20 protein-coding genes and 1 pseudogene are annotated in these 21661 nt (G+C 68.0%); 16 read left to right on the forward strand and 5 right to left on the reverse strand.

Features of this window, described 5'->3' with window-relative positions; all coding sequences use genetic code 11:
• Window positions 1–441: 441 nt before the first annotated feature.
• On the forward strand, window positions 442–705 hold the full coding sequence (locus ABIC70_RS20035; RefSeq protein ID WP_354440809.1) for a hypothetical protein: 264 nt from the start codon (window positions 442–444) through the stop codon (window positions 703–705).
• 1770 nt (window positions 706–2475) lie between these two features.
• Here the strand turns inward: ABIC70_RS20035 and ABIC70_RS20040 are convergent.
• On the reverse strand, window positions 2476–3795 hold the full coding sequence (locus ABIC70_RS20040) for an OmpP1/FadL family transporter (RefSeq protein ID WP_274926934.1): 1320 nt from the start codon (window positions 3793–3795) through the stop codon (window positions 2476–2478).
• Between the two features lie 821 nt (window positions 3796–4616).
• On the opposite strand from ABIC70_RS20040, the gene ABIC70_RS20045 reads away from it, so the two are divergent.
• The 6 genes from ABIC70_RS20045 (at window position 4617) to ABIC70_RS20070 (ending at window position 11725) form a co-directional block, all read left to right on the forward strand.
• On the forward strand, window positions 4617–5033 hold the full coding sequence (locus ABIC70_RS20045; RefSeq protein WP_078947327.1) for a MerR family transcriptional regulator: 417 nt from the start codon (window positions 4617–4619) through the stop codon (window positions 5031–5033).
• Window positions 5034–5229: 196 nt separating this feature from the next.
• On the forward strand, window positions 5230–6366 hold the full coding sequence (locus ABIC70_RS20050; protein ID WP_354440812.1) for a thiolase family protein: 1137 nt from the start codon (window positions 5230–5232) through the stop codon (window positions 6364–6366).
• Complete coding sequence (locus ABIC70_RS20055; protein ID WP_354440814.1) at window positions 6366–8687, forward strand: 3-hydroxyacyl-CoA dehydrogenase/enoyl-CoA hydratase family protein; 2322 nt, start codon at window positions 6366–6368, stop codon at window positions 8685–8687. Before ABIC70_RS20050 ends, ABIC70_RS20055 begins: the two co-directional genes overlap by 1 nt.
• 5 nt (window positions 8688–8692) lie before the next feature.
• Window positions 8693–10483, forward strand: a complete 1791-nt coding sequence (locus ABIC70_RS20060) for an acyl-CoA dehydrogenase C-terminal domain-containing protein (protein WP_043350411.1) — start codon at window positions 8693–8695, stop codon at window positions 10481–10483.
• Window positions 10484–10532: 49 nt separating this feature from the next.
• Window positions 10533–10841, forward strand: coding sequence for an SCP2 sterol-binding domain-containing protein (locus ABIC70_RS20065; protein ID WP_051044774.1), 309 nt, complete (start codon window positions 10533–10535; stop codon window positions 10839–10841).
• A gap of 320 nt (window positions 10842–11161) precedes the next feature.
• Complete coding sequence (locus tag ABIC70_RS20070) at window positions 11162–11725, forward strand: fasciclin domain-containing protein (RefSeq protein WP_043350407.1); 564 nt, start codon at window positions 11162–11164, stop codon at window positions 11723–11725.
• 91 nt (window positions 11726–11816) lie between these two features.
• On the opposite strand, the gene ABIC70_RS20075 is transcribed toward ABIC70_RS20070, so the two are convergent.
• On the reverse strand, window positions 11817–12512 hold the full coding sequence (locus tag ABIC70_RS20075) for an anti-sigma factor (RefSeq protein ID WP_354440816.1): 696 nt from the start codon (window positions 12510–12512) through the stop codon (window positions 11817–11819).
• Window positions 12509–13063, reverse strand: a complete 555-nt coding sequence (locus tag ABIC70_RS20080) for a sigma-70 family RNA polymerase sigma factor (protein ID WP_043350396.1) — start codon at window positions 13061–13063, stop codon at window positions 12509–12511. The genes ABIC70_RS20075 and ABIC70_RS20080 overlap by 4 nt, the downstream gene beginning before the upstream one ends.
• 418 nt (window positions 13064–13481) lie before the next feature.
• Here ABIC70_RS20080 and ABIC70_RS20085 point away from each other — a divergent pair, with 418 nt between their 5' ends.
• From ABIC70_RS20085 to ABIC70_RS20100, 4 genes are read left to right on the forward strand one after another with little or no spacing between them, the layout of a single operon-like run.
• On the forward strand, window positions 13482–14135 hold the full coding sequence (locus tag ABIC70_RS20085) for a peroxiredoxin (RefSeq protein WP_053611022.1): 654 nt from the start codon (window positions 13482–13484) through the stop codon (window positions 14133–14135).
• Complete coding sequence (locus ABIC70_RS20090; RefSeq protein ID WP_075380650.1) at window positions 14135–14524, forward strand: ArsR/SmtB family transcription factor; 390 nt, start codon at window positions 14135–14137, stop codon at window positions 14522–14524. Before ABIC70_RS20085 ends, ABIC70_RS20090 begins: the two co-directional genes overlap by 1 nt.
• A complete protein-coding gene (locus tag ABIC70_RS20095; RefSeq protein ID WP_354440818.1) occupies window positions 14521–14940 on the forward strand; it encodes a YeeE/YedE family protein in 420 nt (139 codons plus the stop codon). The genes ABIC70_RS20090 and ABIC70_RS20095 overlap by 4 nt, the downstream gene beginning before the upstream one ends.
• Window positions 14937–15383, forward strand: a complete 447-nt coding sequence (locus ABIC70_RS20100; RefSeq protein ID WP_354440820.1) for a DUF6691 family protein — start codon at window positions 14937–14939, stop codon at window positions 15381–15383. The genes ABIC70_RS20095 and ABIC70_RS20100 overlap by 4 nt, the downstream gene beginning before the upstream one ends.
• A 42-nt stretch (window positions 15384–15425) precedes the next feature.
• Here the strand turns inward: ABIC70_RS20100 and ABIC70_RS20105 are convergent.
• Window positions 15426–17107: pseudogene (locus ABIC70_RS20105) on the reverse strand (bifunctional protein tyrosine phosphatase family protein/NAD(P)/FAD-dependent oxidoreductase).
• A 215-nt stretch (window positions 17108–17322) separates the two neighbouring features.
• Between ABIC70_RS20105 and ABIC70_RS20110 the strand changes: the two are divergent.
• Together ABIC70_RS20110 and ABIC70_RS20115 are read left to right on the forward strand one after the other, a co-directional pair.
• Complete coding sequence (locus ABIC70_RS20110) at window positions 17323–18108, forward strand: sulfite exporter TauE/SafE family protein (protein ID WP_053611026.1); 786 nt, start codon at window positions 17323–17325, stop codon at window positions 18106–18108.
• Between the two features lie 140 nt (window positions 18109–18248).
• On the forward strand, window positions 18249–19133 hold the full coding sequence (locus ABIC70_RS20115; protein WP_053611027.1) for an MBL fold metallo-hydrolase: 885 nt from the start codon (window positions 18249–18251) through the stop codon (window positions 19131–19133).
• 88 nt (window positions 19134–19221) lie between these two features.
• Here the strand turns inward: ABIC70_RS20115 and ABIC70_RS20120 are convergent, their stop codons facing one another.
• The gene (locus ABIC70_RS20120; RefSeq protein ID WP_075380654.1) at window positions 19222–20022 is read right to left on the reverse strand and encodes a pentapeptide repeat-containing protein; all 801 of its coding nucleotides are present in this window, start codon (window positions 20020–20022) and stop codon (window positions 19222–19224) included.
• 185 nt (window positions 20023–20207) lie between these two features.
• Here ABIC70_RS20120 and ABIC70_RS20125 point away from each other — a divergent pair, with 185 nt between their 5' ends.
• From ABIC70_RS20125 to ABIC70_RS20135, 3 genes are all read left to right on the forward strand, one after another.
• Window positions 20208–20561, forward strand: coding sequence for a cyclic nucleotide-binding domain-containing protein (locus ABIC70_RS20125; RefSeq protein ID WP_354440823.1), 354 nt, complete (start codon window positions 20208–20210; stop codon window positions 20559–20561).
• A 6-nt stretch (window positions 20562–20567) separates the two neighbouring features.
• Window positions 20568–20882, forward strand: coding sequence for a Crp/Fnr family transcriptional regulator (locus ABIC70_RS20130; RefSeq protein ID WP_354440825.1), 315 nt, complete (start codon window positions 20568–20570; stop codon window positions 20880–20882).
• A 336-nt stretch (window positions 20883–21218) separates the two neighbouring features.
• Window positions 21219–21494 carry a hypothetical protein gene (locus ABIC70_RS20135; protein ID WP_139231657.1) on the forward strand — a complete coding sequence of 92 codons (276 nt, stop codon included), beginning with the start codon at window positions 21219–21221 and terminating at the stop codon, window positions 21492–21494.
• Window positions 21495–21661: the final 167 nt, after the last annotated feature.

A 21661-nucleotide genomic window follows, 5' to 3' on the forward strand; every position in this document is an offset into this window, starting at 1 on the left:
ACAGGTCCGCCATCGCTACCTCCAGGCCGCAAAACGGCCGCCTGGAATCACAAAACGACAAACCCTGCAACGCCTTGGTTCGGTTCACACCCTAGGATCGCTTGGATTTCAAGGCACGGAAAGCGGAGTGCGCAGCCGGTAAGGCTGCACGATGAACAGAGCCGCTAAGCCCGTCATCCCTTTCGGGCCCGCCGGGCATCTCCGCGCGTTCTGTAAGGAAGAGAGTTCGGCCGCTCGTTCTGAGCAGGGAGGCGTCGCCGTCCTCGGTGGAACAGGGCGAGACGATCCGCTTCGGTGTCGGCACGGACGGATCCTGATTGTGCAGAGATCAGTACCTGTCTTCCGGGCTCACACCATCACTCGCTTCGGGTTCTTCACCAAGATTGGGGGTGCTCGCGCCTTGCCGGTTGGGAGCGGCCTTCGGCGCCGGACGAAGGGGCAATGTCCGGGCTACTGTGGGCCGCACTGTTGCAGGTCGGCCTGGTGGACCAGCCTTGCCGGCGGGGCCTGCATGCCCGGCAGGCCCTCGTGGGCCAGCAGGCCCCGGCGGGCCAGCGGGTCCCGGTGGGCCGGCGGGCCCCGGCGGGCCAGCGGGTCCCGGTGGGCCGGCGGGCCCCGGTGGGCCAACGGACCCTGGCGGCCCGCTCGGTCCGGGTGGCCAGGGGGGGCCGGCAATGGCCGTTCTGGATGCCCCTGATCCGCTGAGCTCGGACGGCTTGGTACCGTCCATCCTGTCTCCCTGTTCGACCCTGCTGCTGTGTCCAGTCGCGGCCGCAGCGCCCGGAGGTCCCGGAGGTCCGGCTGGTCCTTGCTCGCCGCAATTGGCAACCACGATCTTGCGCTCTTGACGCGCTGTGCGCAGCGTCGCGATACACGTCGCCGGGTGATAGATGACGCGGAATTCGAAGTAGCCTCGATGGTCGATCTGACGTGAAAAGCGGCCATCCAGACTAATATCCGTATATTTCTCGTCTGAATATCCTATAATCCAGAGTTCGCCACCAGTGACCTTGGCGTCCGCTACACCAATATCGGCCGTCGCCCCCGATACTGTGGCAAGATAAATCATTGACGCCCAAATCAGCATTGAGAATTTGCCGTAGGCGGCCATAGCTGGTTCCATCATGCGCTTGCAACCAGTATATTCACGGATTGATGGGGAGCAATGATCGCGCGCTCATCAGCTGAATGGCGGGATCACACCACAAACGACCGAGAGCCCCGCGCTCAGCGGCGACGCCATCGCCTCGCCCATCCACGGCGCTCGCCTGACACGCGCGCTTCCCCCGACGAGGGTTGCGGAGCGGCGCGTCGTCCAAGCCGATCTCGGCTTCGAGAAGGCCCCGCGCGACCCATCTGCCGCCTCTCCCGCGATGGCGTCTGTCACCTGCCAACGCCTCCCCTCGGAACGCGATCAATGGATCCGTCGCGCTTTGCGCGGAGGTCGCCCGGCTTCGGAAGGAAGTCGCCGCCGCTTGGTTCGAGACTGTCACGGCCCGGGCGGTGACCGCGCAGAGGCGTCAATTGGGGTCTCTGCGAGGCGGTGAGGCGCCGCGTCCGCGGTCTCATCTGCCCCCTCGGCGAAAAGCTCGTCGTCCGGGCCGTCGGGCGAGCATGCATCGTCATACGCGATGCGCTCCTTTGCGTGGACCGGGTCGAGCGCGGCGACCGCGTCCGTGGCCGGCGTGGAATCTGCGACTTCGGCGCCGAAAGCTCGGCGGGTCTGACGGAGCCACGGGCTTGGCGAGCGGAGAGGCGAGGACCTCGAAGGCGAGCTTGTTGTCGACGCCGACGGGCTGCGGCACGGCGAAGAGCGACGTCAGGGTCCGTTTGATGATGTCCCGGACGGCACCCCGGATAGCCAGCATGGCGGCGATCGTAACCGGATCACCGAGACCCATACGCTCACCGATCTCCGCGGCTGCCCTCGCATCCGCTCGCTGACGCCCGGCAACGTCGGGACGTGACAATCGTCCCGGCGGCACTGGAATAAGCGCCAAGCCGGACACGGCGCTTGGCCCCCAGCTCAGGCTGCGATGCCGTCTGGTTGTCCGCGAACCGACGCAAGGGCAGGATCACGCGGGTCATCCGGGGCACGCGCGGCCACAAGCGGAAGATCCGGCACGGTGGGCCCCGCTCCCGCGAATGCGTGAGGTCCTTTTCAACCGAAGCAAGGACCGACGCCGCTTCGCAGCCCGCAACGACAAGCTCGCCCACAAGGACGCCTCGGCCGTCGCCCTGGCGGCCGACGCCGCCTTCTGGGGCCATCGCGACCAGACCCTATCAGAACCAGGGTCCGAGCAGCCGGCGGTTCGCCGCGTCGTCGGGGATTCCCTCGTCGTGGAAGGCAGTCAGGCGGCAAACTCGCCGTCGCCGCCTGACCGCTTCAGGATGTGCCGGTCGACCGTGAGGTCGATGCGCGGATCACGGCCGTCCTCGAGTGCGAGCGTCGCCCGGGCGATCCGCGCAGGCGCATCACCATTTCCGCACGAGGGGCGCGGGGGCGGGGGCGGGCGGCGCGCCGAACACGTAGCGGAAGCCCACCGAGACGATGTCGGCGCTGGAATCCACCACCCCCGCGAAGGCGATGTTGCCGACGTTGTAGTCGCGGCCGAGGCCCGCCAGGATCCGCGACCGGTCCAGAAAGAAGTGCGAATAGGCGAGGTTCAGCGTCAGCTGCCGGCTCCAGCGGTAGCTGGCGCCCACCGAGGCGATGTAGCGGTCCCCGTCCGGCAGCCGCACCGAGCGGTTGCGGAAGTCGATCGGCGAGGTCTCGTAGGCGAAGCCCGTGCGCAGCGTCAGGTTCGGCGAGGCATCGTACTCGGCGCCGATCGCATAGGTGAACCCGTCCTTGTAGTTGAGCGGCAGGGTGTTCACCGGCAGGCCGAGGGTCTTCGAGACGATGCCGATGGTCCCGAGCCTCGACCAGTTGTCCCACTCGAAGCCGAGGTTCACCCGCGCCACCGGCGAGACCGCCTGGGTCAGGCCGACGCTCAGCTTGTCGGGGGTGTTCAGCCTCGCCCGGACCTGGCCGGCGAGCGGGGCCAGGGCGAGCAACGGCACGCCGATCGAGCCATCGATGTCGTGGTGCACCGAGGAGCGGTAGCCGATGCCCAGCACGGTCCCGTCGCGGGGCGTCAGCGTGGCGCCCGCGGTGAAGCCCACCCCCCAGGATTCCCCCTTGAGGAAGGAGCTCGGATAGGCGGTCGGCAGAAGGCCCGGGACCGGCAGCGCCTGCCGCAGGGTCAGGCGGAAATACTCGATGTTCGGCCCGGCCGCGATCGACAGCCATTCGTTGACCTTGAAGCCGATCACCGGGTTGATCGCCAGGGAGAAGATCCGCGACGAGCGTCCGTAGACCTCCCCGGCCCAGACCTGGTTGGGCTTGGTCACGAGCCCGAAGGGCGCGCCGGTCGAGAGGCCGAGCCACAGGCGGTCGTTCAGCTGGTACGAGGTCGCGCCCGCCGGCACGAGGGCGCCCTGACCGATCTCGCCCGAGCCGCCCAGCCGCGCGAAGCCCGGATTGGTGCCCGGCGCCGGGCGGATCTCCGAGGACAGGCCGATATAGGTGAAGTTCTGCTCCGCGACGAAGCCCGGGTTCATCGTGATGGTCGCGGGGTTCCAGAACATCGACGACACGCCGCCCGATCCCGAGGCCGCGCCCGCAAACGCCAGCCCCTGCGCCTGCGTGCTCTGCTCCCGCAGACCGAACGCCCCGGCCTGAACCTCGGCAATCGTGGCGACAGACGCACAGAGTGACGCCGTTCCGGCGGCCACCAGAAACCGAAATCTCATCACGATCCTCCCCAAGGTTTACCGCGCATCCACTTCCGGTTTCCGGCGGATGTCATGTTTTCTGAATTCTGTGCCGCCAGAACCATCGGCGACACCGACACTTTGCGCGGCCGCCACTGTCACGATACTGCCGGTACGCGCAGGCATTACCCCTTCCCAATAGGTCAGGACGCTGCCGAAAGCGGCAAGAAAATGCAAGCGCGAAGCGGTGCGCCGATGAACTCCGGCGTCCGGCCGGCGCAGGGAAGGCGCTGGTGTGACAAATCGGTTTCACGCCGCGAGGCGGAGGCGCTGGATGGCGGGCGGCGGACCGCGTCGAGGACGCCGATGGGCCGCCTTGTACGGCACAGGGCTTCGGGTGCGGCGGCGCGAATACAAAGCTTCGCCGAGTGTCACAGCGGCCCTCGCGACATCGTCTGACCCGCTTGCGACCGGCTGACGCTTTGGGATAGAAGCTAACCTATACGTCAATCCTGGCCCGGCCAATCACGCACGCTCCGCGAGAGAGCGAGGCCGGTGAAGGGAGGGGAAGGTGGGAACCCAGCAGGGCATAAGGAAATGGGCCGGCGAAGCCGACGCTCAGGGTCCGCGCCATCGACGGACGCTTTGCGACGACGCTCCGGAGACGCTTCCGGCGATGGGCGATCGAGATCCGCACGATCCTGCCCAAGACCGGGGTCGGCAGGCTGTCGGAGACGGAGCGCGTGGTGGACGAGCGCCGGCGGGCCGATGCGGGGCCCATCAACATCCGAGTATCGGCACGACGTTGACCGCTCGCGCGCACCGGGAATACGGTGAATTCTCCGAAGAGAAGGTCACCTGTGTCCGATACGCTGTACACCGTGACCCAGCTCGCCAAGGACCTGGGGGTGACGGCGAGAACGGTCCGCTTCTACGAGGACAAGGGTCTCCTGACGCCTCAACGGGCCGGGAACACGCGGGTCTATACGCATCGCGACCGGGCGCGACTGATCCTGATCCTGCGCGGCAAGCGGCTCGGGTTCTCCCTGCGCGAGATCAAGGAATATCTCGACCTCTACGACGCCGATCCGACCCAGCAGGAACAGCTGCGCGCCCTGCTGAAGCGGATCCAGACCCGGATCGGCAGCCTCGTCGATCAGGAGCAAGCCCTCGTCGAGACGCTGGCCGAGCTGCGCGCCATCGAGCAGCAGGCCCAGGACGCCCTCGCGGCTCTGGCCTCATCCGAGGCGCCGGCGAAATCACGCCGCGCCCGCTAGGGCATACCGCGTCGTTAGGGCGACCGGTTCCGCGGGCCGAGGCCGCGCGGCCGGAATCGGCCCGCGCGTCTCACAACCTCTTTCCCCGTTCTCGTGCGTGCTCCCACGCCGGGCTTGTGCGCGCCGGAACAGGGCACGTCCGGGTCGGCAGGCCGCCGGCGTCGCAGATCCATCGCGATCGTTCCGAGAGGACAGCATGACCAAAGCGGTTATCGTGAGCTACGCCCGCTCGCCCTTCACCCTCGCCAAGAAGGGCGCCCTGGCCCGGATCCGCCCCGACGACCTCGCCGCGCAGGTCGTGCGCCGGCTCGTCGCCGAGGCCGGCATCTCGTCGAACACCATCGAGGACCTGATCGTCGGCTGTGCCTTCCCGGAGGGCGAGCAGGGGTTCAACGTGGCCCGCCTGATCGGCATGCTGGCCGATCTCGATCTCAGCGTCGGCGGCGTCACGGTGAACCGCTTCTGCGGCTCCTCGATGCAGTCGGTGCACATCGCCGCCGGGCAGATCCAGCTCGGCGCCGGCGAGGCCTTCATCTGCGCGGGCGTGGAGAGCATGAGCCGCGTGCCGATGATGGGCTTCAACCCGATGCCCAACCCCGCGCTCCATGCAGCGCACCCTGGTGCCTACATGGGCATGGGCGACACCGCCGAGAACGTGGCGCGCCGCTGGCAGATCAGCCGGGCCGACCAGGAGGCCTTCGCGGTGACGAGCCACCGCAAGGCCGCCGCGGCCCAGGCCGCCGGACGGCTCGCCGCCGAGATCGTCCCGATCGCCACGAAGGCCGGCACGGCCGAGACGGACGGCTGCATCCGGCCGGAAGCCAGCGCCGAGGGACTCGCCGCCCTCAAGCCCGCGTTCCAGCAGGACGGCAGCGTCACGGCCGGCACCTCGTCGCCGCTGACGGACGGTGCCTCGGCGGTCCTCGTCTGCAGCGAGGTCTATGCCCAACGCCACGGGCTGAAGCCGCTCGCCCGGATCGCCGCGATCGGCGTCTCGGGCTGCGAGCCGGAGATCATGGGCATCGGTCCGGTGGCCGCGTCCCGGAAGGCGCTGGCCCGCGCCGGCATCGCCGTCGACGCGGTGGGCGTCGTCGAGCTGAACGAGGCCTTCGCCAGCCAAGCGCTCGCCTGCATCCGGGAACTCGGCCTGCGCTCGGAGACGGTCAATATCGACGGCGGCGCGATCGCGCTCGGCCATCCGCTCGGTGCGACGGGGGCGCGCATCGTCGGCAAGGCAGCGGCGCTGCTCGACCGCGAGGGCGCCCGCTTCGCGCTGGCGACCCAGTGCATCGGCGGCGGCCAGGGCATCGCCACCCTTCTGGAGCGTGTCTGATGAGCGGGATCCGCAAAGTCGCCGTCATCGGCGCCGGAGTGATGGGCTCCGGCATCGCCGCCAATGTGGCCAATGCCGGAGTGCCGGTCCTGCTCATGGACATCGTGCCGGAGGGCGCAACCGACCGGAACGGTCTTGCGGCGGCTGCCATCGCCCGGATGCTCAAGACCGAGCCGGCGGCGTTCATGACCCCGCGGGCTGCCAAGCGCGTCGAGGCCTGCAACGTCGAGGACCATCTCGACCGCCTCGCCGAAGTCGACTGGATCATCGAGGTGGTCATCGAGCGCCTCGACGCGAAGCGGGCGCTCTATCGGCGGATCGACGCCGTGCGCCGGCCCGGCACGGCGGTCTCGTCGAACACCTCGACGATTCCGCTCGATGCGCTGGTCGACGGCATGCCCGAATCCTTCCGGCGCGACTTCCTGATCACCCACTTCTTCAACCCGCCGCGCTACATGCGGCTGCTCGAACTGGTGACCGGCCCGCAGACCGATCCGGCCCTCGCCGAGACGGTCGCCGACTTCGCCGACCGCCGGCTCGGCAAGAGCGTCGTGCGCTGCAAGGATCGACCGGGCTTCATCGCCAACCGCCTGGGCATCACCTGGATCCAGAACGCCATCACGGCCGCCGACGACCTCGGCGTCCCGGTCGAGGAGGCCGACGCCATCATGGGACGCCCCTTCGGCATCCCGAAGACCGGCGTGTTCGGCCTCGTCGATCTCGTCGGCCTCGACCTGATCCCGCACACCACCGCGAGCCTGCGCGCGGCGTTGCCGCCGGACGACGCCTTCCACGACTCCTACCGCGAGATGCCGCTCGTCAGCCGGCTGATCGCCGCGGGCTTCACCGGGCGTAAGGGCAAGGGCGGATTCTACCGCTTGAACCGCACGGGCGGGCAGAAGACCAAGGAGGCCATCGATCTCGCGAGCGGCGCCTACCGGCCCGCCCGGAAGGCGGACCTGCCGGAGCTGAAGGACGCGAAAGGCCCCCGCGCGGTACTCGACCTGCCCGGCCGGGCGGGCGCCTACGCGTGGCGCGTCATCGGCGCGACCCTGTCGTACGCCGCCGGGCTCGTCGGCGAGGCGAGCGACGACGTCGCGGCGATCGATGAGGCGATGCGCCTCGGCTACAATTGGACATGGGGACCGTTCGAGCTGATCGACCGGATCGGCGGCGCCTACTTGGCCGATCGCCTCGCCCGCGACGGTCGGCCGGTCCCGCCGCTCCTCGCGGGTCTCGACGGCCGCAGCTTCTACCGGGTCGAGAACGGCCGCCGGCAGGTGCTCCAGCCCGGGGGCGGCTACCGCGACATCGTCCGGCCCGACGGCGTGCTGCGGCTCGCAGACATCAAGCTCGGCCGAGAGCCGCTCCTGACGAACGGCTCGGCGGCCCTGTGGGACATCGGCGACGGCGTGGTGTGCTTCGAGTTCACGTCGCAGAGCAACGCCCTGGACGAGCAGGTCATGGTCCTGCTCGGCAAGACGATCAAGCTCGTGAAGGACCGCTACAAGGCTCTGGTCGTCTACAACGAGGGCACGAACTTCTCGGTTGGCGCCAATCTCGGGCTGGCCCTGTTCGCCGCCAATATCGCGGCGTGGGGGGAGATCGAGAAGCTGGTCCATCTCGGCCAGCAGACCTATCGGCAGCTCAAATACGCGCCGTTTCCGGTGGTGAGCGCACCCTCCGGCATGGCGCTCGGCGGCGGCTGCGAGATCCTGCTGCACAGCGATGCCGTCCAGGCCCATGCGGAGAGCTATATCGGCCTCGTGGAGTGCGGCGTCGGCCTCGTGCCGGCCTGGGGCGGCTGCACGGAGATGCTGGGCCGCTGGCAGGCTTCCGGCACACTGCCGAAGGGGCCGATGCCGGCCGTCGCCAGGGTGTTCGAGACGGTCTCGACCGCAACCGTAGCGAAGTCGGCCGAGGAGGCGCGGGACCTCCTGTTCCTGCGCCCAGATGACGGCATCACCATGAATCGCGACCGGCTGCTCGCCGATGCCAAGGCCAGAGCGCTGTCCCTGGTCGCAGGCTATGCGCCGCCGAAGCCCGTACCTCTGACCCTGCCGGGTTCCGCGGGCGGCCTCGCCCTGCGCATGGCCGCCGAGGGCTTCGCGCGGCGCGGCATCGCCACGAAGCACGATCTCGTGGTGTCGGGCGAACTCGCCTCCGTCCTGTCCGGAGGAGAGGCCGACATCCTCGATACCCTGGATGAGGATGCCATCCTCGAACTCGAGCGCGACAGCTTCATGCGCCTCGTCCGCACCGAGGCAACCCTCGACCGGTTCGAGAGCGTGCTCGAGACCGGCCGGCCGGTGAGGAACTGACGATCATGCAGACCTACAAGGCCCCGCTGCGCGACATGCGCTTCGTGCTGCACGAATTGCACGCCGATCCGGGTTCCGAGCCGCTGCCCGGCCTGGAGGAGATCACGCCCGACGTCGCCGACGCCATCCTTGAGGAGGCGGCGAAGTTCTGCACCGAGCGGCTCCTGCCGCTCAACGCCTCCGGTGACGCGGAGGGCTGCCGCCTGGAGAACGGCGTCGTCCGGACGCCGAAGGGTTTTCCCGAGGCCTACGCGGCGTTCCGCGCGGGCGGTTGGACCGCGATGGGCTCCGACCCCGCCTATGGGGGCCAGGGCCTGCCGGAGACGATCAACAAGCTCGTCGAGGAGATGATCTGCTCGACCAACCTGTCCTTCGGGCTCTATCCGGGCTTGAGCCACGGTGCCTACAAGGCGATCGCCGGTCATGCGTCGGAGGCGCTGAAGGCGGCCTACTTGCCCAAGATCGTCGACGGCACGTGGTCGGGCACCATGTGCCTGACCGAGGCCCATTGCGGCACGGATCTCGGCCTGCTGCGGACCCGCGCGGTGCCGCAGGACGACGGCTCCTACCGGATCACCGGCTCGAAGATCTTCATCTCGGCGGGCGATCACGACCTCACCGAGAACATCGTGCATCTCGTCCTCGCGCGGCTGCCCGATGCCCCCAAGGGCGTGAAGGGCATAAGCCTGTTCCTGGTGCCGAAATTCCTGCCCGCGCCGGACGGGACGCCGGGGGCGCGCAACGGCGTCACCTGCAGCGCCCTCGAGCACAAGATGGGCATCAAGGCCTCGGCCACCTGCCAGCTCTCCTTCGACGACGCCGTCGGCTGGCTCGTCGGCGAGCCGCACAAGGGCATGCGCGCGATGTTCACGATGATGAACAGCGAGCGCCTGTCGGTGGGAATCCAGGGGCTGGGCGCCGGCGAGGCGGCCTACCAGGGCGCCGTCGCCTATGCCCGCGAGCGCCTGCAGGGGCGCGCGCTCTCGGGTGCCAAGCGGCCGGACCTGGCCGCAGACCCGATCATCGTACATCCGGACGTGCGGCGCATGCTGATGACGATCCGCGCCTACAACGAGGGCGCCCGGGCGCTCGGCGGCTGGGTCGCCCGGAGCCTCGACGTGATGGAGCGCCATCCCGATCCGGCCGAACGGCGGCGGGCGGAGGATTTCTCGGCCCTGATGACGCCGGTGGTGAAGGCGCTGTTCACCGATCTCGGCTTCGAGGCGGCCAGCATCGGCCTGCAGGTCTACGGCGGCCACGGCTTCATCCGAGACCACGGCATGGAGCAGTATGTCCGCGATGCCCGGATCTCGATGATCTACGAGGGCACCAACGGCGTGCAGGCCCTCGATCTCGTCGGCCGCAAGCTCCCGGCCCATGCCGGCCGGCTGCTGCGCGGCTTCTTCCACCCGGTCCTCGCCTTCCTCGACGCGGCGCTGGAGGACGATGCCCTGGCGCCCCTCGCCCTGCCCGTGTCCAAGGCGTTCGGAGCGCTCCAGCTCGCCACCGCCCACATCGCGCAACGGGGCCTCAAGGATCCGGACGAGGCCGGCGCCGCCGCGACCGATTACCTGCGGCTGTTCGGCCTGGTGGCGCTCGGCTTCATGTGGGTCCGCGCCGCCAAGGTGGCGCAGGCGGCGCTGGCCGACGGAACGCCGGAGCGGGACTTCTATGAGGCCAAGCTCGCCACCGCCCGCTTCTTCATCGAGCGCATCCTGCCCCAGGTGGCCGGCCTGCTGGCGGCGATCAAGTCCGGCAAGGGCGCGATGATGGCCCTCGACGAGGCGATGTTCTGACAGCCCCAGACCTCCGGGGAATCCTCATGCGACTGATGGAGTGGAACGGATGGCGGATCTCGGCTTGCTGGTCGACTCGATCGAGGAACGGTCGGGCGCCTTGAGCGCGCTCGGATACCGGGTGCGGTTCGACCTCACCGATGGCGGCGGCATCCTGCTCGACGCCACCGGCGGCACGGTCGCCGTGTCGATCGCCGAAGAGGGCGAGGCCGATGCCGTGATGCGCTTGAGTTCCGACAATCTGCTCAAGCTCGTGGAGGGCCGGCTCAGCCCGATGATGGCCTTCTCGACCGGCCGCCTGAAGGTGCAGGGCTCGCAGGGCGTGGCGCTGAAGCTCGCCGGTCTGCTCGATCAGTAGCCGTCCCTGCGGGTGCGCCCCCCTCATCCGCACCCGGCCATCGCGGGAGGCGCCACCGGAGGATCCGCGAGACCGTCCGAAGAATGAGCCGTGGCGGTGCAGGTGCCCGCCGCTTGGGTCGCGATGGCGACATCGAGACCCGCGTGAAGGCCGGCGGCTCCGGGGGCCCATCGCCGCCACGACGATGGCCATGCTCCCATTAAGGGGGAGCGCCGCCGAGCCGACCGGCGCCGGTCTGCGACCGCTACGAAACTTTCCGTCCGGCGCCCCCGTAAGGGCGGGTGCTACCCCTGCGTCGGGGTCGGATGGAAGGAAAAACGATGCCCACAGCGAACAGCCACCGCATGAAGGCGCTTGCTCTGGCCCTCGCGCTCGGTCTCGGAGCAAGCAGCGCAGCCTACGCCAAGAACCCGATGGTCGGCGGCGCGCCGATGTACGCCCAGAAGACCATCGTCGAGAACGCGGTCAACTCGAAGGATCACACCACGCTGGTCGCCGCCGTGAAGGCCGCCGGCCTGGTCGACACGCTGAACGGTCCGGGTCCGTTCACGGTGTTCGCCCCCACGAACGCCGCCTTCGCCAAGCTGCCGCCGGGCACGGTGGAGAACCTCGTCCAGCCGCAGAACAAGGCGACGCTGACGAAGATCCTGACCTACCACGTGGTCCCGGGTGTCTACACCGCCAAGGATCTGATGGCGCTCGCCAAGAAGGGCGGCGGACAGGGCACGCTCACCACGGTGGCGGGCGAGCCTCTCGCCGTCGAGGTGCAGGGCAAGAAGGTCTATGTGACCGACGTGAAGGGCAACACCGCCACGGTGACCATTCCGAACGTCATGCAATCGAACGGCGTCATCCACGTCGTCAATGCGGTGCTGATGCCCTGATCCACCCGGACGGTCCGGCGTCGGCGGCCCTGATCCGGCTGCCGACGCCGATTTCTCGCAAACGTTGACCGCTGCGGCTGCCGAGATCGCGTCAGTCCGCGATGAGTTTGCCGGTGTAGACCACCGGACCGGTCGGCTGGCCGGTGGGCGAGCCGCCGGGCGGCTCCACCGAGACCGCGATCACGCCATCCGGAGCGGCCCCCGCCGGCAGCCTCATCTGGCTCGCCGCCGTGCCGACAAGGCCGAGCGGCCGCGGCCCCTGGGCACCGACATACCACACTTCCAGGCTTCGATCCGCGGGTGCCTCGGCGCTGACGGGCCTCACCATTGCGACGCCGGTGCGCGTATCGACGCGCACGATCAGCGCCGGGAGCGTACCCCCGCCCTGCACCACGGCCAGATAGCGGCCATCCGACGGCCTCTGCCAGGGTCCGAGCGTCAGGACCAGAGCGAGGCCAGCCGCCAGCAGCCCGGCCCCGCCCGCGGCGACTCGCCACCGCCGAAGCTGGGAGCGCAGGGCTTCGATTTGATGCAACTCCGCGCGTCCCGCCGCCGGAAGCCTCCGCAAGAGTGCAGCGCGGACATGCGGCGGCGGTGTCTCGACGGGGATCACCATCGCGAGCGGGCCGAGGCGGCGTTCCCAAGCCTGGATCCGTGCCCGTGCGACCGGATCGCGCGCGACCTCGCCCTCCATGGCCGCACGCTCCTGCGCGTCGAGCGTTCCGAGGACGTACTCGGCCGCACGCAGATCGGGATCGTCGGGGTCTGGCGCCCTCGTACCGCTCACGACACCGTCTCCAGGCAGGTCTTCAAGGCGGCGAGCGCCCGGTGGAGCCAGGTCTTGATCGTGTTCACGGGACGATCGAACCGTGCGGCCAGTTCCTCACGCGAGCGCCCCTCACAATAGGCCAGCACGACGCAATCCCGGTGCGACGGTTCGAGTCGGCCGAGACATGCCACGAGGGCATTGCGGTCTTGAAACGCGCCCGCCTCGTCGTGCGGATCGATCAGCAGGTCCACCCAATCCTCGCCGCTGTCCAATTCCGGCCCCTGCACCTCCGCCTTCCGGCGTACGCTATCGATGGCGCGGTTCCGTGCGATGGTAATAAGCCAGGGCAGCGGCGGCCCGGCTTCCGGCCGATAGCTGCCCGCTGCCTGCCAGATCCGCATGTAGACGTCCTGGAGTACGTCCTCGGCCAAGCCGCGGTCGCGTTGGATACGCAGGATCAGCCCGTAAAGTTTCGGGCTTGAGACATCGTAGAGTTCAGCGAGCCGGTCCGCCTCACCTCGAGCGATTCCTGCAAGCAGCCGGCGCAGCGTGGCGTCGTCGGCCAACATGGGCCCCCGCATAGTTCGAGGCGCCTGCCATCGGACGCCCTCCCGGATGATGCTCTTAGACCAAGCCTCGGGACTCTGACGATCCCCCTCGCATGCGGCCGGAGGGGGCGCCACAGACGGACGATCCGGCCGCCGGTCCAAGTCACAGGGCGTCGGCGTGCTTGTTCGCCCGGTGCCGGAATGGCCACCCAGGGGCGGAGAGAGATCGATCTTCGCTGAAGGCCGGTTCGCGGCGCAAATTCGCGCAAGCCTCGAATCGTCCCAAGACGCGGCGCGGGACACTGAGCCATGGTCCTCCCGGCATCGCCAGTGCGTCAATCCATATTTCGCGTTGTCTGAAGCACTGATCCATATAAAATCGAGATTGACCGGTTCGACTCATCAACGATCAGAGCCGCGCCTCCCCTCAGGTCGCTTCATGGCTATCGATATCGACAGTGGCGTCACCGCTGTGCCTCAACCCGCCGGCCCGCCCATTATCGGGGACGGCGCACCGAACTTCCGGGCCCGCACCACGATGGGCCCGCGCACGCTCTCGTCCTATCGAGGCCGCTGGCTGGTGTTCTTCTCGCACCCCGCGGACTTCACGCCGGTCTGCACCAGCGAGTTCGTGGCTTTCGCCCGGGCCCACGAGGCTTTCCAGGCCCTGGATTGCGACCTCCTCGCCCTCTCCGTCGACAGCCTGTCGTCGCACCTGGCGTGGCAACAGAGCATCGAGCAGCGTTTCGGTGTGCGAATGCCGTTCCCGATCGTCGAGGATCCGGCCATGGGCATCGCCCGTGCCTATGGCATGCTGCCGGCGGGAGCGGCGTCGAGCGCCACGGTGCGCACCACGTTCGTCATCGATCCGGAGGGGATCGTGCGCGCCCTCGTGACCTACCCGCTGACGGTAGGGCGCAGCGTCGCCGAGATCCTGCGGCTTGTGAGGGCGCTTCAGGCCTCCGACGCAGCCGACGTCTCGACGCCCGAGGGATGGCAACCGGGCGAGCCGGTGCTGGCGAATCCACCGATGACGAGCGAAGAGATCGGCGGCTGCGGGACCGATTGGTATTACAGGTTGCAAAGCGTCTGATGGCACCCGGCACGGACGAGACCAAGGCGAGCGCGGCCGCCGAGTTGCTCAAGCTCGTCGCAAACCCCAACCGGCTGCGCATCCTCTACCTGCTGACGGACGGCGAGCGCTCGGTTTCGGACATCGAGCAGCGCCTCGGCATCCGTCAGCCGACCCTGTCGCAGCAGCTCGGCGAATTGCGCAACGCCGGGATCGTCACCACACGGCGCGCGCACAAGGTCGTATTCTACAGCCTGACGGAGGCCCGCACGCGTGCGCTCCTCGATGCGATCGAGGATATCTTGATCGTCAACCGCCCGCAGCGGCGCCTGGCGGCGCGCAGCCCCGACGCGCGCGAACGGGCCCTCGGGCAGGCCGCGATGTTCGGCCAGATCGGAGACGCGCCATGAATGCCTTTCTCGCCCCCCTCGCCGGTGGTGCCCTGATCGGCGCCTCGGCGGCCCTGCTGCTCCTCGCCAATGGCCGCATCGCGGGGATCAGCGGCATCGTCGGCGGATTGCTCGGCCCGGCCTCTCGGGACTGGGCTTGGCGGGTGGCCTTTCTCGTGGGGCTCTTCGCCGGCCCTGCCCTATTCAGAGCGACGGCGGGCCATTGGCCGCAAATCCGCATCGATGCCTCCTGGCCGATGCTTGTCGGGGCCGGGCTTCTGGTCGGGTTCGGGACGCGTCTGGGGTCGGGGTGCACCAGCGGTCACGGGGTCTGCGGTCTCGCGCGGCTCTCGCCGCGTTCCCTCGCAGCAGTCGCGACGTTCATGGCCGCCGCGATCGTCACCGTCTTCCTCGTTCGGCACGGCCTGGTCCGATGAACACCCCGCGCCTCCTCGCAGCCTTCGCGAGCGGCCTGCTCTTCGGAGCGGGGCTCGCCCTTTCGGGCATGATGGACCCCACACGCGTGCTGGGCTTCCTCGATGTCGCGGGGGCCTGGGATCCCAGCCTCGCCTTCGTCCTGGCCGGGGCCGTCGGCATCTCGGCCCTCGGCTACGCGGTCAAGGCCCGGATGCCCCGGCCTGCCCTCGCGGACCGGTTCGAGATACCGGCGAACCGGAGCGTCGATGCCCGCCTGCTCGGGGGCGCCGTCCTGTTCGGAATCGGCTGGGGACTCGCCGGCTTCTGCCCTGGCCCGGCCCTGGCCGGTCTGACACTCGGCCTGCCGGAGGTCGCGCTGTTCGTTGCGGCGATGCTCGCCGGGATGCTGCTCTTTCGGTTCACCGCCCCGCGCTCGACGAGACCGATCACGGTGAGCCGCTGAGGGCGGAGGCGCCAGCCCGTAGGCGGGCACCGGCCTCCCCGATCAGGCGGTCCGTTCGGCTCGCTGCGGTTTCGCCAGCCACTCTCGGCCCTTCAGCATAGCCTTCCAGTACAGCGGGGGCAGCATCCGTTCCTTGAGCAGCCACGCCACGCGGCTCGGCTTCGTGCCGTCGATCAGCCAAGCCGGGAAGCTCGGCATCAGCGTTCCGCCATATCCGACTTCCGCGAGCAGAATCTTCCCGCGCTCAACCGTCAGGGGGCACGACCCGTAGCCGTCGTAGGCGACCTCGGCCCCGCGCAGATGCCCCATCTCGACGAGGAGATTGTGGGCTACGACCGGGGCCTGTTTGCGCGCGGCGGCGGCCGTCTTGGCATTGGAAGCGCCGATCGCATCGCCCAAGGCGTAGATCGCGGGAAAGCGCGCGTGGCGCAGGCTCGCGGGATCAACGGCGATTCAGCCGGCCGCGTCGGCGAGCGGGGACGCACGGATGAAATCGGGCGCCTGTTGCGGCGGCACGACGTGGATCATGTCGAAATCGGTCTCGATCGTCTCGCAGATGCCGGTCTCGGTCTGGCGGGAGAACCACGCGCGCTTGGCGGGGCCGTCGATCCGCGTCAGCGTATGGCGAAAGTTCAGGCGCGCATCGTAACGATTCACATAAGTTATCAATGCGGGGACATAATCCTCGACGCCGAACAGCGCCGGACTGGCCGTGTAGAGTTCGACGTCGATATCTTTGAGCCGGCCCTGGCGTAGCCAGTGATCGGCCGAGAGATACATCGCCTTCTGCGGCGCGCCGGCGCATTTGATCGGCATGGGCGGCTGCGTGAACAGGGCGCGGCCGGCCCGCAGGGTCTGTACGAGTTCCCAGGTGTAGGGCACCAGATCGTAGCGGTAATTCGAGGTGACGCCGTTCCGCCCGAGGGTTTCGGTCAACCCCGCGACACCGGCCCAATCGAGCGTCAGACCGGGCGCGACGACAGTCGATCGTAGCGCACAGTTTGGTGCCCCTCCAGGATCACGGTGTTCCGATCCGGCTCGAAGGCAGCCACAGCGTCCTTGATCCAGCATACGCCTGTGGAAATCAGCGAGGCCATGGTCCTGGCTGTGACGGCGGGCGAAAAGATTCCGCCGCCGACCATGGTCCAGCCTGGCTGGTAATAGTGCACATCGGCGGGCTCGATCAGCGCGATGTCGAGATCGGGCTTGCGCGCCTTGAGACTGGCCGCCACGGCGATGCCGCCGGCCCCACCGCCGATGACGACCACGCTGTGGAACAGATCGGCCGATGCCTTCCGGATGCGGCCGCCCGCGGCGATGCGCCCGACAACGCCGGACAGGTCGTAGCCGGCTGCCTTCGCCGTTGACAGGATCTCCGGCAGAGGACGGCCGCGGGCCGCCTCGTCGAACGACCACAGCGTCGCCGAACGCATTCCCGTGCGGCAATAGGCGAGGAGAGGCTTGGGCAGCGCCGCGCGCGCGACGCCGAATGCCGCCGCGTTCTCGTCGGAGACCTTGCCGGACACGACGGGCAGATCGTGGGCCTCGAGCCCCGCGGCGTGAGCAGCGGCCTCGATCTCCGCGAAATTCGGCTGATCCACGCCCTCTCCGTCCGGGCGATTGCAGATTACGGCCCGGAAGCCGGCCTGCGCGATATGCACGAGATTGGCAGGAAAGATCTGCCCCGCGACCGACAGATCCGGCGTCAGGCGCTTTGATTCCATCGTCGCATCCATCATTCTATATTATACGTATATGATAGGCTGAATCGATAAGATCGCATATTGACAGCAGCGGCAACAGATCATCATATGCACGGAGAGACTAGGGCTCGGGCCTATCGATATATTCTTATGTTAAATGAACGACGGCTCAGGGCGGGTCCTGCCCTGCCGCCCGCCAGATGTCGGTCTAGCGGAAGGTCGGAGAGACACTGCCGATGAGCGCTCTTCCTGCTGTTCTTTCCGGCGCAGGGGTCGGATTTACGCTCGGGCTGATCGGCGGCGGCGGCTCGATCCTGGCAACGCCGCTGCTGCTTTACGTGGTGGGCATTGCCCAACCGCACCTCGCCATCGGGACAGGAGCGCTCGCGGTCGCAGCCAACGCGTTCCTGACGCTCATCGGGCATACCAGGACCGGCAACGTGCGCTGGCGCTGCGCCCTTGTCTTCGCCCTCGTCGGCATCCTGGGCGCCCTCGTCGGGTCATCCCTGGGCAAGGCCGTGGACGGACAGCGCCTGCTGTTCCTCTTTGCGCTTCTGATGGTGATCGTCGGCATCCACATGCTGCGGGGCCGGACCCGACAGGAGGGCTCGGCCGAGCCGGTCGGCTGCGGCCCGACACCGAGCGGAAGAGTGGTGGCCGTCGCCTTTGCGGTCGGCATGCTATCGGGATTCTTCGGGATCGGAGGCGGGTTTCTGATCGTGCCGGGCCTCGTCTTCGCGACCGGCATGCCGCTCATCACAGCGGTCGGCACCTCGCTGCTCGCGGTCGGCGCCTTCGGCCTCGCGACCGCGCTGAATTACGCCCTGTCGGGCCTGGTCGATTGGACGGTCGCGGGCGAGTTCATAGCCGGTGGCCTTGCCGGCGGCGTCATCGGCATGCGCCTTGCCAACCGACTCGCCGGCTACAAGGGCGCGCTGAATACAGTCTTTGCCACCGTGATCTTCGGCGTCGCCGGCTTCATGCTGTACCGCAATGGCAGTGCCTTCGCCGCAGCTCCGTGAGCGTTGCGGGCGCGGGACTTGCGCGGGGCCGGGCTGGCGGGCGCCAGCCCGGCCGCCACGTCCGCTGAGATCCGCATCTGTCGCAGCCAGATCCGCCACGCGTCAATCCCGGAACGCCCGACGCCGACAGGAGAGATCACATGACCGAACCCGTCATCCGCGCCTTCTTCGATGAGCCCACCAATACGGTGAGCTACATCGTGGCCGATCCCGAGACCAAACAGGCCGCCTTCATCGATCCCGTGCTCGACTACGACCACAATGGCGGCAGCGTCGACACGCGCTCCGTCACGGCGATGCTGAAGGCGGCCGAGGAGGCGGGCTTTTCGGTGGTCTGGACGCTGGAGACTCACGCCCATGCCGATCATCTGTCCGGCTCACCCTTTGTGAAGGCGAAGACCGGCGCGCGGATCGGCATCGGCGAGCACATCAAGGACGTTCAGAAAATCTTCCGTCCGGTCTTCAATGCCACGGATTTGAAGACCGATGGCAGCGATTTCGATTGCCTCTTTGCCGACGGGGAAACCTTCCACATCGGCAATCTCGCCGTCGAGGTGCTCTACACGCCCGGCCACACGCCGGCCGATATCTGCTATCGCATCGGCAACCATGTCTTCGTCGGCGACACGCTGTTCATGCCCGATTTCGGCACCGCGCGTGCGGATTTCCCCGGCGGCGACGTACACGCCCTCTACCGTTCGATCCGCAAGCTCCTCGCGCTGCCACCCGAGACGGTCTTGCATCTGTGCCACGACTACAAGGCGCCCGGGCGTGACGTGTACGCCTGGGAGACCACGGTGGGCGAGCAGCGCGCACGCAATGTCCACGTGAAGGAGGGCGTGACCGAGGCGGAGTTCACCGCGATGCGAACCGCCCGCGACGCCACGCTTGCGGCGCCGCGCCTGCTGCTGCCGTCGATCCAAGTGAACATCCGCGCCGGCAAGTTCCCCCCGGCGGAGGCGAACGGCGTCCGCTACCTGACCATCCCGGTCAAGCTGAAGGGCGGGGCCGAGGCCGGTCTGTAACTTCGCGTCGGGCTCGTGAGCCCGGACGGCCAACGGCCTCCGATGTCTCGATCCACGGAGCCGGCCGGAGCGGCCGCCGATCGGAGCTTCACGGGGAAACCCGGGTGACGGCGCGGTCGGCATTCACGCGTTGGGCCCAGCCTTTGGCGCTGGCCTCGCCCTTGAGGTCGATCAGTTTGGCGCCGCTGACATCGACGTTCTTGAAGTCCGCGCCGGCGACCGTGGCACCGGTCAGGTTCGCACCGGACAGGTCCGAGCCCATCAGCACCACGTCGGTCAGGTCGGCATCCTTGAGGTCGGCATATTCCAGGCGCGACCGGCCCAGGTCGGCCCCTTTGAGGTTTGCCCCCGAGAGGTTCACCGAAGTGAACACCGCCCGCATCAGGCCCATGGACTGGTTCCTGATGTCGGCGCCGCCCTTGAGGTCAACCAGCATCGCACCGCTCATATTGGCGCCTTTGAAGTCGCCGATCGGCGTGGATCGGCTGAGATCGGCGCCGCTCAGGTTGGCATCCCGGGCGGTGATGCCGAACATCCTCGCGTCGGCGAGTTTCGCGCCGGAGAGATCGGCTTTCAGGAACCACGCCTGTTCGAGGTTCGCCCCGCTGAGATCCGCCCCGCGGAGATTGGTGCCGTTCAGGCGCGCCGTCCGCAGGTTGGCGCCCCGGAGGTTCAGCCCGGACAGGTCGAGGCCCGACAACGCCTTGTCGTGCAGGTCGAGGGGCTTGCCGTCCGAGGCCCTGATCATCGCCTCGATGTCGGCGCGGCTCATCTCTGCCTTCGTCATCGCGGGGGAGGCCATGTCGGCTCCGAGCAGCAGATCCTGTTCGGCCGCAGCAGGGCCGGCGGCAAGGGCAGCGATCATGAAGCTGAAGGCGAGACGGCGCATCGGTTCACTCCCGGCAGACGCCACGCAACGCTGGCGTCCATATCGTGTTCAGTGTGCCGCAATGCTATCCCGAGCCGCCGCGCCCGGTCGGTGACCCCGGTCACACAAGTCCGACGTGGCGGGAGAAACACGCACCACGTGCCGGACGATCAGCCCGTCGTCACGGCCGGAGAACGACGCCAGCCATGACGGACGCGCAGAAGCTCGAGCGCTGGATCGCGCGCTTTCCTCCGATTCAGGCGCTCAGTTCCGCGCATCTTCAGATCGCGCGGGGCACCGTGCAATTCCCGGTGCTCGAGGCCGGCGCGACGGCCTACGAACTCCATGACGAGTGTGCCCACTACCTGATGTGTCTCGAAGGACGGACGCGTATCTTTCGCATGTCGGAGAGCGGGCGTGAGGTTCTGATCTACAAGGTCGGGCCGGGCGGCACCTGTGCGCTGACGACGCAGTGCCTCCTGTCCGGCGGTACTTTCCCGGCCCAGAGCGTGGCCGAGGAGAGAACCGAACTCGCAGCCCTTCCGGTTGGCACCTTTTAACACCTGATGGGTGAAAGCGCAGCCTTCCGCAGCTTTGTTCTCGGCGACTACACGCGGCTGATGACCGGCCTGTTCACGCTGATCGACGAGGTCGCGTTCTCGCCGCTCAAACAGCGGCTCGCCCAGCGGCTTCTGTCCGAAGCCGGTCCGCAGGGCGTGGCCGCGGTAACCCACCAGAAGCTCGCGGACGACATCGGTAGCGTACGTGAGGTGGTGAGCCGCATCCTGGCCCAATGGGCCGAGGCCGGTCTGATCGCGTTGCGGCGAGGTGCCGTCGAGATCGTCGACCGAACCAGCTTGGCAGCGGCCGGCCGGCGGTGACCTGCCGGGCCATTCGGATCCGCCTGGCAGGCGGGCCCTGCGGGACGGACCGGCCGCTTCCAGTCCCATCCGATGACTTCCTCGCGCTGGCCCGGCACGGGATGTGACCGTCACGCGCCAACGCGTGGCGGGGCCTCGTATCGGCCAGTGCGATCATTGGCGCAGGTTGAACGTCGCACGCGCCCCGATCGCGACGGGCGGGACCGAGAAAAGGTGGATTGAAGACTTCATAATCGTCGCGACAGCTTGGCCCTGCATCGTCGCGACAGCTTGGCCCTGCTCGCATGTCTGCAAGCCCTGGGCGCGCACCGCCTCGTGGAACCGGATAAACACCGCTTGAGTATGCTCGTCCGTCCTGATAATAGTTTAATGAAATCGCTTCGAACGGTGAAGCGTAAGGAAAAAATACTTTTGGAGGCGGATATGATTGTATTCGCTGGTATTTTTTCAGCCATGGCAGGCTTCGGCCTACTGCTGGGCCTCGGCGCGATCGAGTATCCTGTGGCGCCCCATATCAGCAGCTATGGCTGGGCCCTCTTCGTGAATGCAGCGGCGATATGTGGTTTGCTGCTGTTCAATCTCTATCATCGTCACAGTCAGCGCTTGCACTGATCCTGTGAGAGACACCCGAATTCGGGTCGCCGGACGAAGCTTGACCTTTGTCTCGCGACGGGCGGGCGTCACAATGCGATCGAACCGGCGCGCCGATCCGGGATCGCTATCGGCCACCCTTGGCCCAGGGCGGAGAGCGGCTTCCCGTCTCGAAGACCGGGCATCCG

This window comes from Methylobacterium sp. 1973 (assembly GCF_040545035.1).
Lineage (GTDB): Bacteria > Pseudomonadota > Alphaproteobacteria > Rhizobiales > Beijerinckiaceae > Methylobacterium > Methylobacterium fujisawaense.

Coding starts and splice junctions, on each gene's coding strand:
- ABIC70_RS20035 (WP_354440809.1), top strand. CDS start 442: ATGTCCGGGCTACTGTGGGCCGCACTGTTGCAGGTCGGCCTGGTGGAC.
- ABIC70_RS20040 (WP_274926934.1), bottom strand. CDS start 3,795: ATGAGATTTCGGTTTCTGGTGGCCGCCGGAACGGCGTCACTCTGTGCG.
- ABIC70_RS20050 (WP_354440812.1), top strand. CDS start 5,230: ATGACCAAAGCGGTTATCGTGAGCTACGCCCGCTCGCCCTTCACCCTC.
- ABIC70_RS20055 (WP_354440814.1), top strand. CDS start 6,366: ATGAGCGGGATCCGCAAAGTCGCCGTCATCGGCGCCGGAGTGATGGGC.
- ABIC70_RS20060 (WP_043350411.1), top strand. CDS start 8,693: ATGCAGACCTACAAGGCCCCGCTGCGCGACATGCGCTTCGTGCTGCAC.
- ABIC70_RS20065 (WP_051044774.1), top strand. CDS start 10,533: ATGGCGGATCTCGGCTTGCTGGTCGACTCGATCGAGGAACGGTCGGGC.
- ABIC70_RS20070 (WP_043350407.1), top strand. CDS start 11,162: ATGCCCACAGCGAACAGCCACCGCATGAAGGCGCTTGCTCTGGCCCTC.
- ABIC70_RS20080 (WP_043350396.1), bottom strand. CDS start 13,063: ATGTTGGCCGACGACGCCACGCTGCGCCGGCTGCTTGCAGGAATCGCT.
- ABIC70_RS20085 (WP_053611022.1), top strand. CDS start 13,482: ATGGCTATCGATATCGACAGTGGCGTCACCGCTGTGCCTCAACCCGCC.
- ABIC70_RS20090 (WP_075380650.1), top strand. CDS start 14,135: ATGGCACCCGGCACGGACGAGACCAAGGCGAGCGCGGCCGCCGAGTTG.
- ABIC70_RS20095 (WP_354440818.1), top strand. CDS start 14,521: ATGAATGCCTTTCTCGCCCCCCTCGCCGGTGGTGCCCTGATCGGCGCC.
- ABIC70_RS20100 (WP_354440820.1), top strand. CDS start 14,937: ATGAACACCCCGCGCCTCCTCGCAGCCTTCGCGAGCGGCCTGCTCTTC.
- ABIC70_RS20110 (WP_053611026.1), top strand. CDS start 17,323: ATGAGCGCTCTTCCTGCTGTTCTTTCCGGCGCAGGGGTCGGATTTACG.
- ABIC70_RS20115 (WP_053611027.1), top strand. CDS start 18,249: ATGACCGAACCCGTCATCCGCGCCTTCTTCGATGAGCCCACCAATACG.
- ABIC70_RS20120 (WP_075380654.1), bottom strand. CDS start 20,022: ATGCGCCGTCTCGCCTTCAGCTTCATGATCGCTGCCCTTGCCGCCGGC.
- ABIC70_RS20125 (WP_354440823.1), top strand. CDS start 20,208: ATGACGGACGCGCAGAAGCTCGAGCGCTGGATCGCGCGCTTTCCTCCG.
- ABIC70_RS20130 (WP_354440825.1), top strand. CDS start 20,568: ATGGGTGAAAGCGCAGCCTTCCGCAGCTTTGTTCTCGGCGACTACACG.